The following is a 17,043-nucleotide window of genomic DNA, read 5'->3' as shown; positions in this document are numbered from 1 at the left end:
CACCCTATTATCATGTAGTATTCACAGTTCCTGAGGAATTGAATTCCATTATTTACAGCAACCAGAAGCTGTTATATGATGCACTGTATCATGTTGCTTCAGCCACATTGAATGAATTGTCAAAAGATGCAAAGTATCTGGGAGCTGATATAGGGTATATCTGCATTCTTCATACCTGGGGCTCTGCAATGAATTATCATCCTCATATTCATACCATTGTTCTTGGAGGTGGGCTTGATGATGAAAATAAATGGAAAGACACAGGTGGAAATTTTTTTCTCCCATATGGTGTCATCTCAAAAGTGTTCCGTGGAAAATATCTGGATGAGTTAAAAAGCCTGTGGAATGATTCTAAGCTTAAATTTCATGGTACAGCAGAGAAATATCAGAACAGCTATCGTTTTAAAGAACTTCTTGATAAGTGTTATGAAAAGAACTGGGTCACTTACTGTAAAGAAACTTTCAATGGTGCACAGTCGGTTATCAATTATCTTGGAAAATATACCCACAGGATAGCAATCAGTAATCATCGAATCAAATCCATGACGGATACGACAGTTACATATGCAGTAAAAGACTATAAAAACGAAGGCCACTGGAAAGAGAAAACAATTTCAGGAGAAGAATTCATCCGTCGATTCATGATGCATGTTCCACCCAAACGATTTGTCAGAATCCGGCACTATGGTCTGCTATCATGTAGAAACAAGAGAAAAAAGATAACTCTCTGCAGAAACCTGCTTGGATGCAAGAAATACATTTCTACATTAAAAAATCTAAATGCAGTAGAAATGATAAAGGTTTTGTATCACATTGATGTATGCAAATGTTCTTCTTGCGGAGGGAATATGGTATCACCCCGCAAAGATAAATACAGTTCTTCTTTTCATGCACATATGAGATGTTAAAATCTACAATTGCATAGAATAAATGACTTCCGCATAGGAGGTTTGTTTGTCATGCCTGAAATTGATTTCTTGAATAAAAAAACTTTTACCAAAACACCCAGTATGATAAACTTAAGGAAAAGAGCAACGATTGAATCCCCATAGCTATCGGCTAAAGGGACGCGACTTTGTTCACCAAGGTAAAATCGAAATTGATGTAAACGAAAGGGCAGTTTTTATCAGAACTCAAGGCTGCTTTTTCGTTTACACCAACTCCGATTGTTTCCTTAACAGTTTGATGGAGAAAGCAAAAATCAGTCATGCCCTTTATCATATAGTTTCTGTATATTTTTTGGAAGTTTGTCAGGCAACATGGCATTTATAGCATCTTCGTTACCATCTTTCATTGCTGTTTCGTAATACCAGCACTTGAATTTTAAGAGGGAGAGAGTTTTTTGAAGTTCCTGAATTTCAGTTTCAACAGCTGATTTTCTGGTTTCAAATAATTCTTTCCTTTTTTCATAGCTGGAGCTGCCTTCAGATACCCAGATAAAAAATTGCTTTATATCTTTTATCTCAAGACCGGATTTCTTCAGACATTCAATGATACGAAGTGCTTCTAATTCATTATCGCTGAAATAACGGATATTTCCCTTGCGTTCCAGATTAGGGAAAAAGCCTTCCTTGTCATAATACCTTAATGTAGAAACAGGAAGATTAAACATTGCAGAGACCTGACCGATTGTATACATAAAAAACCTTCTTTCAAATTTATGCTTGACCTAAAGTTAACTTTAGACTGTAAGATATTTATATCATATACTATTGTTAGTGTAATTACAAGAAATTTTGCATATGGAGGATGTTAAATATGTTAAAAACAGAAGAATTAAAGCTGGTATCTGAATGGGATAAAACTTTTCCACAGAGTGAAAAAGTAGACCATAAGAAAGTGACATTTGTAAATCGTTATGGAATCACACTTGCTGCAGATTTGTATAAACCGAAAAATGCATCTGGGAAATATCCTGCAATTGCCGTAAGCGGACCATTTGGCGCAGTCAAAGAACAGTGTTCCGGATTATATGCGCAGACGATGGCTGAAAAAGGATATCTTATCATTGCATTTGATCCTTCTTTTACGGGGGAAAGTGGAGGCAATCCAAGATTCATGGCTTCTCCGGATATTAATACAGAAGATTTCATGGCTGCGGTAGATTTCCTTTCTGTTCGGGAAGATGTGGATCCAGATAAAATAGGAATCATTGGGATCTGTGGCTGGGGTGGAATGGCTCTTAATGCAGCTGCACTGGATACAAGAATAAAAGCAACCGTTGCTTCTACCATGTATGATATGACAAGAGTAAATGCGAATGGATACTTTGATTCTGAGGACAGTGAAGAAGCACGTTATGCAAAGAAACAGTCACTGAATACCCTCAGGACAGAAGAATACCGTAAAGGCGAATATTCAAGAGGCGGTGGTTGTGTTCCCCTTCCGGTTCCGGAAGATGCACCTTTCTTCGTAAAAGATTACAGTGAGTATTATAAAGGCAGATGTTATCATAAAAGGAGCCTGAATTCAAATGATGGCTGGAACAGTATTGGATGTATGTCATTTATGAATCAGCCAATATTAAAGTACAGTAATGAAATAAGAAGTGCAGTCCTTATCGTTCATGGAGAAAAAGCACACAGCTATTATTTTGGAAAAGATGCTTATGAAAATATGATCAAGAACAGCAAGTACACATCCAATAAAGAACTGCTGACAATTCCGGGAGCTGTTCATACAGATCTATACGATAATCCGGATGTGATCCCATTTGACAAAATTCAGAAATTTTTTAAAGAAAACGGAGTTGGTTAATTATGACGTGTGAAGAATATTTGAGTAATATGAAGCCCGGATATATCGTAGATGGTGGAAGTGAAGAACATTTGGTTATGCATGAGCTGTCTCAAAGGGCATTAAAGATAACGATGGAGCTGAATAACAAATATCATACAAAAGAAGAAATTATACAGCTTATGTCGGAACTTACCGGACAAAAATAGATGAAAGTTTTGGAATGTTTCCTCCGTTTTATACAGACTGCGGACGAAATATCCATATAGGTAAAAATGTTTTTATTAATGCAGGATGTAAGTTTCAGGATCAGGGTGGTATTTATATAGAGGATGGAGTCCTGATTGGACATAATGCAGTATTGGCAACGATCAATCATATGGAAGATCCCGAGAAAAGAGCCGGTATGATATTTCAGCCGATTCACATCGAAAAAAAAGTGTGGCTTGGAGCAAATGTAACGGTTCTTCCGGGGGTTACGATTGGTGAAGGTTCGGTCATTGCAGCCGGAGCAGTTGTAACAAAAGATGTTCCGGCCAATATGATTGCGGCAGGAGTGCCTGCGAAAGTTATACGGAAGGTTAAAAAAGACACTGAAAAAGGAGAAATTTAATCATGGCAAAAAAAGTATTGATCATATCGACAAGTCTTCGAGGAGGCAGCAATTCTGATATACTTGCAAATGAGTGTGCAAAGGGAGCAAAAGAAGCCGGGCATGATGTGGAACTTCTTTCTTTGAAAGGAAAAGATATAAAATATTGTATCGGTTGTCTATCCTGTCAGAGGAATGGGATGTGTGTACTGAAGGATGATGTTGCAGATATTATGGCAAAAGTAAAGGATGCGGAGGTCATTGTCTATGCAACACCAATTTATTACTATGAGATGTGTGGCCAGATGAAAACACTTCTTGATAGATTGAATCCTTTATATTCGACAGATTATTCATTCAGAGATATTTATATGATTGCAACTGCCGCTGAGAATGATGAAAGTGCATTTGAAAAAGCCTACAATGGTCTGCAAGGCTGGGTAGACTGTTTTGAAAAAGCTTCCTTGAAAGGCATGGTCGGTGGCGGTGGAATTGATGCTGCAAATATAGCTGCAAGCCATGCTGATGTGATGAAAAAAGCATATGAACTTGGAAAGAAATTATGAGTTTGAAAAGAGTACTGTTATTTAGTCTGTGTATATTAGTTTTATCTGGGCTTGTAGGATGTAGAGAAACAGAAATTACCGTCAAATCGGAATTGTGCGCCCAGATAAGGGCGAGTAGTCTAGCAGGTGGAATGCCTGTCTGGTAAGGTCTAACCAACCGCCAGTAGCGAGTCTTGGGTCTTCCACAGTCTGCGTCATACCAGCGTTTATGAAGAAAAAATCAAAAGCTCTTGACTTGGAGTTAACTTCAAGTAGTATGCTAATCGAAACAGGAGGTAAAAAGATGAAGAAATTACTGATTATATATTATTCATGGTCAAATGGAAACACGGAAAGAATTGCAAAAATGCTGCAGAGTGAGACTGATAGCGATATTCTAAAAATAGATACCGTAGTTCCATATACTGGCAGTTATGATGATGTGGTAAATCAGGGACAGAATGAAGTGCAGCGCGGATACGAACCTGAAATTAAACCGCTGGATATCAATATTGCAGATTATGATGTCATCGCAGTTGGGACACCTACATGGTGGTACACAATGGCTCCGGCTGTAAAAACATTTCTGCACCAACAGGATTTTACCGGAAAGACAGTAGTACCTTTTATGACAAATGGTGGCTGGCCAGGGCATGTAATAAAGGATATGAAAGCAGCCTGCAAAGGCGCAAATGTGGTTTGCGATATGCAGATACAGTTTGATTCTACAGGTGGAAGTAATCTGGAGACACCTCAGGAACAAATTAATGAATGGATACAGAGTGTGAAAAATCTTCTTTAAATTGTGGAGGAAGAATATGACAATAAAAGAAGTGTCAGAAAAATATGGTATTTCACAGGATACCCTCCGTTATTATGAGAGGGTTAATGTGATTCCTAAAGTTACAAGAACATCCGGAGGAATTCGGGATTACCAGGAAGAAGATCTTAGATGGGTTGAGCTTGCAGTATGTATGAGAAATGCAGGACTTCCCATAGAAAGTCTGATTGAATATCAAAGGCTATTTAGGGCGGGAGATTCTACAATACCTGCGAGACTTGAGTTGTTGAATGAGCAGATGGATATTCTTCAGAAGCAAAAAGAGCAGATAGAGGAAACTATGGACAGGCTTTCTTATAAGATATCACGGTATGAAGAAGCAATGAAAACAGGAAAACTGGTATGGACAAAGGAGGAATAGTACAAATGGCAAAGCTGGTAGCATTTTATTCAAGAGCAGATGAAAATTATTTTGGCGGTTCCATGAAATATATTCAGATTGGCAATACTGAGAAAGCTGCAAAAATGATAGCTGATATGATAGGAGCAGACCTTTTCAAAATCGAGCAAAAGATTCCCTATGCCGCTGATTATAATACCTGCATTGCACAGGCAAAAGAGGATAAACAGACAGGAAAACGACCAGAGATACTAAATCTGCCACAGGACATAGATCAATATGACGAGATTTATCTTGGATACCCGAATTACTGGGGAACCATGCCAATGGCTGTATATACTTTTCTGGAAAGTTATGATTTTACAGGAAAGAAAATTCATCCATTCTGTACGCATGAAGGAAGCGGATTGTCAAATACGGAGAGTGATATTAAAAAAAGTGCAAAAGGTGCAGTGACTGAGAAAGGCATTGCGATACATGGAAGCAGCGTAGATCAAGCGAAAGATGTACTTGAAAGATGGATACAGAAATAGAGGTTAGAAAAATGGAATGCAAGGAAATACGTGTTGATGTAAGAACTGCGTCAATAAAAGAAAGTACAGAAGGGCAACGTCAGACAAAAATATTATTTCAGATTAATCATACAATGCCTTTTACTGATGAATATAATCATTTATTAAAGGAATTGTTTGGAAATAACCTAGGAGATGGGAGTATGATATCACCACCGCTTAATGGAGCATGTGTTGGAAGCGTAAAGATTGGCAGGAATGTATTTATCAATTCTAATCTTCTTGCAATGGCAAGAGGTGGAATAACGATTGAAGACAATGCTATGATTGCTGCAAATGTACAGCTTATTTCCAATAATCATGATCCATATGATTTGTGTACTCTGACTTGTAAGCCTGTTCTGATAAGAGAATATGCCTGGGTAGGAGCTGGAGCTACGATACTTCCGGGAGTATGTATTGGAAGACACGCAATTGTGGGAGCTGGATCTGTAGTGACAAAGGATGTACCGGATTATGCAGTAGCAGTTGGAAATCCGGCAAAAGTAATAAAAATGCTTGATAAAGAAAAATTTCAGGAGGACTAAAAAGATGGAAAATATGAAGTTGAATAACAATTTGGAATGTCCAATGCTTGGACTAGGAACTTTTATGTTATCACCAGAGGATGCCTACACAAGTACATTAGAGGCATTAAAAATGGGATATTCCCTAATTGATACAGCAAATGCTTATGTAAATGAGCGTGCAGTTGGAAGAGCAATCAAGGATAGTGGAATTGACAGAAAAAATATATTTCTATCAACAAAAATATGGGCTAGTGAATATGAAAATGAGAATACTGTAGAAGAAACTCTAGAAAGACTTGGTGTTGATTATGTGGATTTACTTTATATACACCAGCCTGCAGGCAACTGGCTTGCCGGATACAGAATGCTTGAAAAAGCGTATAGAGAGGGCAAAGCAAAATCCATTGGTATCTCGAATTTTGAAGGAAAATATATGGAAGAGTTGGAAACAAAGTGGGAAATTGTACCTCAGTTTATTCAGGTGGAAGCACATCCATATTTCACACAGAAAGAACTTCGTGTAACTTTAGACAAATATGGAATTAAGCTTATGAGCTGGTATCCGCTGGGACATGGAGATACAACATTAATGAATGAGTTGGTATTTGCAGGACTTGGCAAAAAATATGGAAAAACACCTGCACAGGTTATTCTCCGTTGGCATACTCAGATGGGATTTGTTGTAATTCCTGGAAGTAAAAATGCAGAACACATTAAGGACAATATGGATATCTTTGATTTTGCATTAACAGATGAAGAAATGGAACAGATTGCAAAGCTGGACAAGAATGAAAGATATTATCACCGCACGGATGAACAGCTTGTACAGTTTGCAAACTGGAAACCAGAGTTTGAAAAATAATATGGAGAAAATAGTATGAGCAAAAATGATGTATGGATATCAAGTGAAACGTCTGTTATGAAGAGGGTATGGGGAGATCCCCATCAAGATAAAACCCATAGGTTGACGGGAGGCCAAATGGCAATACCGTTAAACATGGGTGGATCTTGCTCTTATTTGTATCCCTCTATATAACGAAACGCTCAGAGGCTGTTTTACAGTGGGGGAAAAGAAAAATATCAAAAAAATGATGATTAATGGTGAGCTTGTGATAGAATAGATAAAAGAGAAAAGCATAAAGGATGTTGTTGTGGAGAATATTTGTTATGATTAGAAAGTTGCTGAACAGAGATATCGATAGAGTCGCTGACATATGGTTAAAGACAAATCTGAAAGCACATTATTTTATTTCCAATCAATACTGGAAAAGTAATTATGAATTAGTGAAAGAAATGCTGTCACAATCCGAAGTTTATGTGTTTGAAGCAGATAAAATGATACAAGGATTTGTAGGACTAAATGATGAATATATCGAAGGTATTTTTGTCTCTGATGAAATGCAGTCATGTGGCATAGGTAAGCTTTTATTGGATTATATTAAGGATAAAAAAGTCAGCTTACGATTAAATGTATATCAGAAGAATGCCAGAGCAATTTCTTTTTACCAAAGAGAAGGGTTCATTATTCAATGTGAAGGTTTGGATGAAGATACTGGTGAAAAAGAGTACACTATGCTATGGAAACAAAAATAGAAATCGGAAGTTGTGGGAATAAAAAATATGGAATTAAGACTATTGCGCTATTTTCTGACAGTAGCAAAAGAACAGAGCTTTACAAAAGCAGCAGAACAATTGCATATTACCCAGCCAACGCTTTCCAGACAAATGGCAGCATTTGAAGAGGACCTGGGAATAACATTATTTATTCGAAACGGAAAGAAAATATCGCTTACTGATGAAGGAATTTTATTAAAAAGGCGTGCCCTGGAGATTCTTAATCTTGAGGAAAGAACGCTTGAGGAACTGAAAGGAAAAGAAGAGGTTGTAGAGGGCACGATAACCATTGGATGCGGTGAATTTGCAGCGGTGGAGACATTGGCGGAGATATGTAAAACATATAAAGAAAAATACCCGCTGGTTCAGATTGTATTGCATACTGCAACAGCAGATGCAGTGTATGAGATGATGAACAAAGGACTTGTAGATATTGCATTATTCATGGAGCCGGTGGACACCGAAGGGCTGGATTATATCCGGATCACAGATTGCGATCACTGGTGTGTTGGAATGCGGCCGGATGATCCGCTGGCAGAAAAAGAGTTTATAAGAAAAGAAGATCTTATTGGAAAACCATTGATCCTGCCGGAAAGAGTAAATGTTCAAAGTGAACTTGCCAATTGGTTTGGAAAAGACTTTTCGAAACTGCAGATTGCTTTTACAAGTAATCTTGGAACGAATGCCGGAGTTATGGCAGCAAATGGACTGGGCTATCCGGTATCCATCGAAGGTGCTGCAAAGTATTGGCGGGAGGATATTCTTGTACAGCGAAGAATTTCTCCTGAAATCACAACAAGTACTGTGATTGCCTGGAGACGAAACATTCCATATTCTCTGGCGGTCAGTAAAATGATAGAAGAAATAAATGCTTTTCAGGCATAGAATGGAATTCAATATAAGCATTAGACATAATAAAAATATCAGGTATAAAATAGATGTATAAGAGAAATTCAAATCTTATACATCTATTTTTATACGAAAAATTCGCAAAGAAAGGGGATTTTTATTATGAGTAAAAATTTAGTCGCATTTTTCAGTGCAAGCGGGACAACAAAAAAAGTAGCAGAAATGATTGCAGAGGAAGCAAAAGCGGATTTATTTGAGATTGAGCCAAAAGTTCCATATACAAAGGCTGATCTTGACTGGATGAATAAAAAATCCCGCAGCAGTGTGGAAATGAGTGATAAGAAATACAGACCGGAGATTATGAAGAAAAAGGTGGATATGAGTTCTTATGACGAGATCCTTCTGGGATTCCCAATCTGGTGGTATGTAGCTCCGACAATTGTCAATACATTTTTGGAAGCCTATGATTTCAGTGGCAAAAAGATTGTGCTCTTTGCAACATCCGGTGGAAGTGGATTCGGTAATACTGTAAAGGAATTACAGCCATCTGCACCGGATGCGGTTATCACAGAAGGCAGCCTGTTAAACCGTGGAACAAAACAGGAAATCAGTGAGTGGGTAAAATCTTTATAAATAACAGTGCTATGGAGGTATACAGAAAATGGGAAAAATAGTACAGACAGCAGGAAGAAATACACTTGGTGAATTCGCACCGGAATTTGCACATTTTAACGATGATGTACTTTTCGGCGAAAACTGGAATAACCAGGACATCGACGTAAAAACAAGAAGTATCATCACAGTGGTTGCTCTGATGGCTTCCGGAATTACAGATTCTTCTTTAAAATATCATCTTCAAAATGCAAAAAATCATGGTGTAACACAAAAAGAGATTGCCGCAGTAATCACACATGTCGCATTTTATGCAGGATGGCCAAAAGCATGGGCTGTTTTCAATCTTGCAAAGGAAGTGTGGGAGGCAGGTGAAGGAGATTTACCATACGAAGAGGAAGCAATGCGGGTGCATGCAAAAGAGATGGTATTTCCAATTGGTGCACCAAATGATGGCTTTGCACAGTATTTTTCTGGAAGAAGTTTTCTTGCACCGATTTCCACTTCTCAGGTTGGCATTTTCAACGTGACATTTGAACCCGGATGCAGGAATAATTGGCATATTCATCATGCAAAAAGCGGTGGCGGGCAGATCTTAGTATGTGTAGCCGGCCGAGGGTTTTATCAGGAAGAAGGCAGGGATGCGGTAGAAATGAAACCGGGTGACTGTATTAACATTCCGGTAGATGTAAAGCACTGGCATGGGGCCGCTCCGGATGAATGGTTTTCCCATCTGGCAATTGAGGTGCCGGGAGTGGATTGTTCCAATGAGTGGTGTGAGGCGGTATCGGAGAAAGAGTACGCTGGATTAAGATAAGGAGAGCACTATGGAATACGGTAAACTCGGAAATACAGATATAGAAGTGTCAAAATTATGTGTGGGCTGCATGAGTTTTGGGAAAGCTGGAACCATGCATGACTGGACGTTGGATGAAGCTGAAAGTGAGAATGTTATCAAGCATGCACTTGATTTGGGATATAACTTTTTTGATACAGCAAATGGATATTCAGCAGGAACAAGTGAGGAATATTTAGGTAAAGCATTGAAGAAAAATGTAGCGAGAAATCAGGTTGTGATTGCATCCAAGGTATATTTTAATGAAGGTCGTTTATCAAGACAGGCAATCATGAGGGAAATAGATGGAACTCTGTCACGTCTTGGAACCGACTATCTTGATTTATATATCATCCATAGATTTGACTATGATACACCAATTGAAGAAACTATGGAGGCACTGCACGATCTGGTAAAAGCAGGAAAGGTCAGGGCACTTGGTGCATCTGCCATGTATGGATATCAGTTTTATAATATGCAGTTAGCCGCAAGAGACAATGGATGGACACCATTTTCTGCGATGGAGAATCATTATAATTTGCTTTACAGAGAGGATGAGAGAGAATTGCTACCAATTTGTAAGCAAATGAAAGTTTCGTTAATGCCGTATAGCCCTCTTGCAGCCGGACATCTGGCAAGACCACAGTGGAAATCAGAGTCTCTTCGTGGAACCACGGATAGGGTTGCCATGGGAAAATATGATAAGACTGAAGCGGAAGACATACAGATAGTTAAACGTGTAGCGGAGCTTGCCGAAAAGTATAACTGCAAAATGTCCCAGATAGCCATTGCATGGCAGTGGGCAAAGGGAATTCTATCGCCTATTATTGGGGCAACCAAAACGCAGTATCTGGATGATTCAGCTGGAGCATTTGACATTAAATTAACTGCCGAAGACCTTGCATATCTTGAAGAGCCATATGTTCCACATGAGATAGTTGGTGCAATTGATAAAAATCCGGCGCAAGGTGTTATTTTGCTTGATGAAAAGAAATAAAGTTTCAGTAATCATAGAGTGTATGAATCGGAGAGGTTGTAGACGAGCATACACATGGAATGGATTTGTGGAAATGCTCAAGTATTACCCGTTAGCAAAACCTAAAACGTACTATTTATTGTTTATATTGAAGCGAATGTTACTATGAGGAGCCGTATGCGGGAAAGCCGCACGTACGGATCTGTGAGGGGCTAAGATTGAGAGGTCTTAGTCTACTCGACTGTTGAACTGAATCCGAAAAGTATTAGGGCGCAGAGGAGATAGAATCCTTTGCGTAAAAGACTAACGAACATATTTAATGAAACATCGGAACCATCTTCTTTTTGTTGTTTACCTATAATAACGATTGGAGTAGTCGATTATAGACACTGCAATCAAAAAAATCTGAAAATATATTTATTAACATTACATAAAAGTGTGTAGATGCACATAAAATGGGAATGCATATTGAAATTCAGGTCGTTCTGTGATAGAATCTCATTACTAAAAAGTGTGTAGATGCACGGAAATGGGGAGTGTAACGATGGAGATTAAAAGAGACGCTTACCTACAGCAGCTGATCGAGCGAAAAGATAATGGAATGATAAAGGTGATTACCGGCATTCGTAGATGTGGCAAATCCTTTTTGCTATTTACCATCTTTAAGAGATACTTACTGGAGAACGGCGTTGATGTTGATCATATTATTGAAATTGCATTGGATGGTATTGAGAACGAGGAATTAAGAGATCCCAAGGTATGCTTCAAGTACATCAAGGATGCCATGAAAGACGACGGGAAGTATTATCTCCTTTTGGATGAAGTGCAGTTCATGCCACGATTTGAGGAAGTGCTGAACAGCCTGCTACGCATGAGCAATATTGATGTGTATGTCACCGGAAGTAATTCCAAGTTCCTGTCCAGCGACATTGTGACCGAATTCCGTGGCAGAGGTGATGAGATTAGAATCTACCCTCTCTCCTTTGCAGAGTTTTATTCTGTTTATGACGGCGATTATGATGATGCCTGGGATGACTACATGATCTACGGAGGATTGCCGCAGATCGTAAGTTTCCAGAGCGAACGACAGAAAGCGGATTATCTGAAGAACATCTTTGCAAATGTCTATCTGAAGGATGTTATTGAAAGAAATAAGATTCAGAACGTGGATGAGATTGGGATTCTGGTTGATGTGCTTGCATCTGCAATCGGCGCACCGACCAACCCTTCAAAGATTGCCAATACCTTTGCCAGTGAGCGCCAGATGACTTATGCTAATAAAACCATCTCCAAGCATATCGACCATTTGACAGATGCCTTTTTGATTTCCAAGGCAAGCCGATACGATATTAAGGGCAGAAAGTATATCGGTGCAAATCTGAAATACTACTTTACTGATCTGGGACTGAGAAATGCACGTCTGAATTTCAGACAGCAGGAGCCTACTCATATCATGGAGAACATTGTTTATAACGAGCTGCTGATCCGTGGCTACAATGTTGATGTGGGTGTCGTGGATATCTTCGATAAGGATAAAGAGGGAAAACGTGTTCGCAAGCAGTTGGAGGTTGACTTTGTGGTGAATCAAGGAAACCAGAGATACTATATCCAGGTTGCATATGACATGACTTCGGAAGAAAAACAGACGCAGGAGTTCAATTCTCTGCGTAATATCCCGGACTCTTTCAAGAAGATCGTCATTGTAAATGGCAGCAAAAAGCCTTGGAGAAATGATGAAGGTTTTGTCATCATGGGAATGAAGTATTTCTTGCTGAATGCGAATAGTCTGGAATTTTAAGTCGATTTGAGTTGTTGCTGTGGTGTTGTTCTATTTCAAAAAAGAGTGAAATGATATAAATAAGGCCACGGCTGATTTCATGTTGGAACAGCCGTGGCTCAGTTTATTTTTTTATCCGTACAAATGAGACTGTTCCGCAGATTATGTAGAACAGATAGAGTACGATTCCGATAGTGAGAACATACGAGAATAAAGATGAACTTAAGAACGAAATAAACAAAAGTTTGTTGAATTAAAAATGAAATAAAGTCCCAGTAATCATAGAGTGTATGGATTTAATTCCATATGCTCTTTTTCTTTACTGAAAAATCTAATGTTACGAGTTTCTTACGAGTGGTATTTAAAAAACTCGCAAGAAGACTCAGTTCAATGATTCTATTGAGATATTTTGCTCTCGTGATTGTTTTTATATAGTCACCCACTTTCAAAAAGATTGCTTTTGACCACTGTAAAACATGCGCTGAGCGTTTCGTTATATGAAGGGATAATTTTTCTTTCATATTTCAAAGAAAAGAGGATAAAGAAATGTCAGAAAAAAGATGTTATACAGTTCAAGAGTTACAGGAAATCTTAGGAGTTAGCAGACCTACTATTTATAACCTTTTGAAGAAAAAGGAATTCCGGTGGATCCAGTTGGATGGCGGAAAGTATCGCATATCCAAGAAGAGTTTCGATGACTGGCTCGATAACTTGGAACAGTAAAAAACAGGATGTTGATCAGGCAGATTTTGTCTGCATCGACATCCTAAATTTTTTTCTGGATTTGAGATATGATATAAGAAAAAAACACTAACACTAAAAAGACAGGAAGTGAAAAATAAATGGCAACAGCAATTATGAAAGGGGAAGATAATTAGGATAAAGGCAGACCGGTGGAGAGCGAAATCTCTACCGGTTTTATTTATGAGATCAAATCAGAGCATGTGAGAAAAAAGAGGTAAAATCATAACAGGAATTATCTCTCAAGCCAGTAGTATTGACTGTTGGGTATATGTGCAGGACAGGAAGAAGAGGCTGCAGGCTGCGGGATATGATTATAGGGCAGTGCAGAGAAAAGTGAATGAGTTGATGAGATAGTAGGAAGCCTATTGTTGTCTGTGGAGAAATCTGCGGATGATGGCAGGCTTATTTTTTGTTTGAGTATTCAAACTTTTATGTGACAAACGTAACTGTCTGTGATATTATAAAAACGATATAAGCGAAAATGAGGTATAGTTACTTGCAGATAGAGAAGTATATTGCGGATAAAATAACATCTTTGTGTGAAAAGCGTGATATCAGTAAATATAGATTATCGCAGCTATCGGGAATTTTCCAGTCATCACTGGGAAGAATCATGGCGCAGGAAAACCTGCCGTCGCTGATCACACTTGAAAAATATGTACAGCTTTGGGCGTGACATTATCACAGTTTTTTCAGGAAGGTAATTCAGAGAATCTGACAGAAAAACAGAAAGAAGTTTTAAGGATATGGAACAATCTGAGTACAAATGAGCAGGAAACAGTGATGTCAATGCTGCGTGGTCTTCGGAAGTAGAAGAACAGTTTGAGTATATGTATCGGCTGTTCTTTTTTTATTTTTTGTCGTTAAAACGGTAATGTTTTCTTGTGTATACTAGAGCATTAAAGTATAATGAAATCAGTTTTTTTGCATAAGTATTAAAGCTATAATAAGAAAATCGGCAAACCAGATGAAAGTCTGGGACGCAAAGCTACAGGGCCTGTAAAATGGCAGCCAGTTGCATGAAATGAGGTGCACTGTCTGTTTGGCAGTGCTTTTTTATGGTAGAGCACTTGAATAAGTAATACAGAAGCTGTTTGGAAAAATATTGTGAAAAATAGCGGGGAGGTTATTGATAATTAATGAATGTAAAATTAAAATCTGGAAGCAAGCAACTGTAGCCTAGAGGAGGGGAGAAAGATGAAGAAGTGCAAATTAGTACAGAATATAATGAATTTCAAATTTTGTTACATTATATTTTGCACAATTATATGTTTTATTGTTTTATCCGTTCCTACATTTGCCAAAGAAAACTCTGACAATGTTATCCGGGTAGGATCTTTTGAGGAAACTTATAATGTAGTCAATGAAAAGGGAGAAAGAAGCGGCTATGGTTATGAGTATCTTCAAGATATTGCAGGTTATGCAGGATGGACATATAAATACATAACAAGTGATTGGAAAAACTGCTTTACACAGTTGGAAAATGGAGAGATTGATATTCTTGGTGACATTTCCTATACAGACGAACGTGCTGAAAATATGCTTTTTTCCGATATGCCTATGGGGGAAGAGAAATATTACATCTATACGGATGCATCCAATAGGGATCTTACAGCAGGAAATTTGGATTCTTTTGAGGGAAAAAATATTGGTGTGTCTAAAGATAATATAGTGGAGGATGTGCTTAATGAATGGGAATCAAAATATGGTCTGCATACGCAGCATGTCAATGTTTCTAATACCACAGAAATTATGGACAAACTATCGAAACATGAAATTGACTGCTTCGTTTCGGTAGAAGAATCCCGTTGGGAAGAATCGGATATTTCACCGCTTACAAGTATTGGAGAGACAGAAATCTATTTTGCCATAAATCCCAAACGTCCGGATATCAAAGAAGCACTGGATAGTGCTATGCGCAGAATCAAGGATGACAATCCATTTTACACTGATGATCTCTACAGGCGTTATCTTTCTGCACAGAGCAGCTCGTTTCTTTCAAAAGAAGAAAGTGAGTGGATCGGGCAGCATGGTGCAATCCGGATAGGGTATCTGAATCAGGATGGAGGTATCAGCAGTGTAGATCCATCAACAGGTAAACTGACAGGTGTTATTACAGATTATGTGGATCTTGCAGAAAATTGTCTGCAAGGTCAGACTCTGGAATTTGAATTAAATGGATATGAGACAAGAAGTGAACTGCTTCAGGCATTGCAGGATGGAAAAATAGACCTGATTTTTCATGCAAACCAGAATCCATACTTTGCAGAAACAAATGGATTTGCTTTGTCGGATACGCTATTGACTCTCAATATGGCAGCAATTACGGCAAAGGATTCTTTTGATGAAAATAAAGAGAATACAGTTGCCGTTGAAAAAGATGATTTTGCATTGAAAGCATATCTTTCATACAATTATCCGCAATGGAAGGTTGTGGAATATGAGACATCAGATGCAGCAGTAAAAGCAATGCAGAAAGGGGAGACGGATTGTATTGTAAGCAATTCAGGTACTGTTTCAGACTATTTGAAAAATGATAAGCTTCATAGTGTTTTCCTGACAAAAGAAGCTGATGTTCCATTTGCTATTCAGCAGGGAGAACCGGTTCTTTTGTCCATTCTGAATAAAACACTGACATCTATGCCTACAACTCAATTTTCAGGTGCAGTAGTTTCGTATAATGCTTCCTCACGAAAAGTTACAGCGAAGGATTTTATTCAGGACAATTTACTGACAGTTTCACTTATCGCTGGAATTTCTTTTTTCGTTGTTCTGTGTATAATTCTTGATTCTTTGAAAAAATCAAAACGTGCGGAAGAAAAATCCAAGAAGTCTGCTGAGCAGGCATTGAAGCTGAATCAGGAGCTTGAAGAAAAACAGCAGGAATTACAAAATGCACTTGTAGAAGCACAGAGTGCCAATAAGGCTAAGACTTCCTTTTTAAATAACATGTCTCATGACATCAGGACACCGATCAATGGCATTATGGGCATGCTTACAATTCTTGAAAAAAGCGGAAATGATGGTGAGCGGGCAAAAGATTGCCTGAATAAAATACATGAGTCTTCGAAACTGCTATTATCATTGGTAAATGATGTTTTGGATATGGCAAAGTTAGAATCGGATACCGTGGTTTTTGGTGATGAATCCATCAATCTGGATCAGGTATGTAAAGAAATCACGGAGTCGCTATACTTTCAGGCAGAAGAAAAAGGACTTCATGTTATGGGAGAACATGATGATTACAGTGGTATATATGTTTGGAGCAATGCAGTTCATCTGAAAAAAATATTGATGAATCTGTTTACAAACAGTATGAAGTACAATAAGGTGAATGGTTCTATTTACATGAGTATGAGAACGATTGAAAGATCAGAAGATCACATGACATGTGAATTTAAAATAAAAGATAATGGAATTGGAATGCAATGCTAGCAATATAGTGTCAACTTAAAATCGTTATGATTCTGCTTATTTAATTTCGCTCCTTGAAAACTAAAT

21 protein-coding genes and 1 riboswitch are annotated in these 17,043 nt (G+C 38.2%); of the genes, 20 read left to right on the top strand and 1 reads right to left on the bottom strand.

Annotation, left to right across the window (positions count from 1 at the left end):
- On the top strand, nt 1-908 hold a 908-nt coding region (locus tag AB5Z12_RS19430; RefSeq protein WP_368368743.1), incomplete at its 5' end, for a transposase.
- 293 nt (nt 909-1,201) lie between these two features.
- Here the strand turns inward: AB5Z12_RS19430 and AB5Z12_RS19425 are convergent.
- Nucleotides 1,202-1,639: a MerR family transcriptional regulator gene (locus AB5Z12_RS19425; protein ID WP_055154026.1), complete on the bottom strand. Its 438-nt coding sequence runs from the start codon at nt 1,637-1,639 to the stop codon at nt 1,202-1,204.
- Nucleotides 1,640-1,758: 119 nt separating this feature from the next.
- On the opposite strand from AB5Z12_RS19425, the gene AB5Z12_RS19420 reads away from it, so the two are divergent.
- From AB5Z12_RS19420 to AB5Z12_RS19330, 19 genes are all read left to right on the top strand, one after another.
- Nucleotides 1,759-2,757: an alpha/beta hydrolase gene (locus AB5Z12_RS19420; protein WP_148462883.1), complete on the top strand. Its 999-nt coding sequence runs from the start codon at nt 1,759-1,761 to the stop codon at nt 2,755-2,757.
- 2 nt (nt 2,758-2,759) lie between these two features.
- Nucleotides 2,760-2,945 (top strand): hypothetical protein, encoded by a 186-nt coding sequence (locus AB5Z12_RS19415; protein ID WP_330602548.1) that lies wholly within the window; start codon nt 2,760-2,762, stop codon nt 2,943-2,945.
- 14 nt (nt 2,946-2,959) lie between these two features.
- Nucleotides 2,960-3,349, top strand: a complete 390-nt coding sequence (locus AB5Z12_RS19410; RefSeq protein WP_330602547.1) for a DapH/DapD/GlmU-related protein — start codon at nt 2,960-2,962, stop codon at nt 3,347-3,349.
- Nucleotides 3,350-3,351: 2 nt separating this feature from the next.
- Complete coding sequence (locus AB5Z12_RS19405) at nt 3,352-3,894, top strand: flavodoxin family protein (protein ID WP_118198810.1); 543 nt, start codon at nt 3,352-3,354, stop codon at nt 3,892-3,894.
- Between the two features lie 283 nt (nt 3,895-4,177).
- Nucleotides 4,178-4,675 (top strand): flavodoxin, encoded by a 498-nt coding sequence (locus AB5Z12_RS19400; RefSeq protein WP_330602546.1) that lies wholly within the window; start codon nt 4,178-4,180, stop codon nt 4,673-4,675.
- 16 nt (nt 4,676-4,691) lie between these two features.
- Nucleotides 4,692-5,075: a MerR family transcriptional regulator gene (locus AB5Z12_RS19395; RefSeq protein ID WP_148462885.1), complete on the top strand. Its 384-nt coding sequence runs from the start codon at nt 4,692-4,694 to the stop codon at nt 5,073-5,075.
- A 5-nt stretch (nt 5,076-5,080) separates the two neighbouring features.
- Nucleotides 5,081-5,587, top strand: a complete 507-nt coding sequence (locus tag AB5Z12_RS19390; RefSeq protein ID WP_330602545.1) for a flavodoxin — start codon at nt 5,081-5,083, stop codon at nt 5,585-5,587.
- A gap of 182 nt (nt 5,588-5,769) precedes the next feature.
- Nucleotides 5,770-6,153, top strand: a complete 384-nt coding sequence (locus tag AB5Z12_RS19385; RefSeq protein WP_243880188.1) for a DapH/DapD/GlmU-related protein — start codon at nt 5,770-5,772, stop codon at nt 6,151-6,153.
- Nucleotides 6,154-6,157: 4 nt separating this feature from the next.
- Nucleotides 6,158-6,997, top strand: a complete 840-nt coding sequence (locus AB5Z12_RS19380) for an aldo/keto reductase (protein ID WP_148462887.1) — start codon at nt 6,158-6,160, stop codon at nt 6,995-6,997.
- Nucleotides 6,998-7,302: 305 nt separating this feature from the next.
- Complete coding sequence (locus AB5Z12_RS19375) at nt 7,303-7,728, top strand: GNAT family N-acetyltransferase (RefSeq protein ID WP_129976200.1); 426 nt, start codon at nt 7,303-7,305, stop codon at nt 7,726-7,728.
- A gap of 27 nt (nt 7,729-7,755) precedes the next feature.
- Nucleotides 7,756-8,634, top strand: coding sequence for a LysR family transcriptional regulator (locus AB5Z12_RS19370; RefSeq protein ID WP_148462888.1), 879 nt, complete (start codon nt 7,756-7,758; stop codon nt 8,632-8,634).
- A 126-nt stretch (nt 8,635-8,760) separates the two neighbouring features.
- On the top strand, nt 8,761-9,231 hold the full coding sequence (locus tag AB5Z12_RS19365) for a flavodoxin (RefSeq protein WP_148462889.1): 471 nt from the start codon (nt 8,761-8,763) through the stop codon (nt 9,229-9,231).
- 28 nt (nt 9,232-9,259) lie between these two features.
- Nucleotides 9,260-10,027, top strand: a complete 768-nt coding sequence (locus AB5Z12_RS19360; protein WP_005349805.1) for a carboxymuconolactone decarboxylase family protein — start codon at nt 9,260-9,262, stop codon at nt 10,025-10,027.
- A 10-nt stretch (nt 10,028-10,037) separates the two neighbouring features.
- Nucleotides 10,038-11,042 (top strand): aldo/keto reductase, encoded by a 1,005-nt coding sequence (locus tag AB5Z12_RS19355; protein WP_148462907.1) that lies wholly within the window; start codon nt 10,038-10,040, stop codon nt 11,040-11,042.
- Nucleotides 11,043-11,565: 523 nt separating this feature from the next.
- Entirely contained in the window at nt 11,566-12,819 is a 1,254-nt protein-coding gene (locus AB5Z12_RS19350; protein WP_055182611.1) for an ATP-binding protein, read from the top strand.
- 525 nt (nt 12,820-13,344) lie between these two features.
- The gene (locus AB5Z12_RS19345; RefSeq protein WP_003864535.1) at nt 13,345-13,521 is read left to right on the top strand and encodes a helix-turn-helix domain-containing protein; all 177 of its coding nucleotides are present in this window, start codon (nt 13,345-13,347) and stop codon (nt 13,519-13,521) included.
- Between the two features lie 291 nt (nt 13,522-13,812).
- Nucleotides 13,813-13,896 (top strand): hypothetical protein, encoded by an 84-nt coding sequence (locus AB5Z12_RS19340; protein WP_368368744.1) that lies wholly within the window; start codon nt 13,813-13,815, stop codon nt 13,894-13,896.
- A 142-nt stretch (nt 13,897-14,038) separates the two neighbouring features.
- Nucleotides 14,039-14,218 (top strand): hypothetical protein, encoded by a 180-nt coding sequence (locus AB5Z12_RS19335; protein ID WP_243880186.1) that lies wholly within the window; start codon nt 14,039-14,041, stop codon nt 14,216-14,218.
- 271 nt (nt 14,219-14,489) lie between these two features.
- Nucleotides 14,490-14,565, top strand: a riboswitch (cyclic di-GMP riboswitch).
- A gap of 174 nt (nt 14,566-14,739) precedes the next feature.
- The gene (locus AB5Z12_RS19330) at nt 14,740-16,977 is read left to right on the top strand and encodes a transporter substrate-binding domain-containing protein (protein ID WP_368368742.1); all 2,238 of its coding nucleotides are present in this window, start codon (nt 14,740-14,742) and stop codon (nt 16,975-16,977) included.
- Nucleotides 16,978-17,043 lie beyond the last annotated feature (66 nt).

Origin of the sequence: Ruminococcus sp. RTP21358st1_G6_RTP21358_211008 (assembly GCF_040908885.1) — a bacterium.
Taxonomy (GTDB): Bacteria; Bacillota; Clostridia; order Lachnospirales; family Lachnospiraceae; genus Blautia_A; species Blautia_A faecis.
Note: the sequence above shows the minus strand (reverse complement) of the source record. Positions and strands in the feature narration are given on the sequence as shown.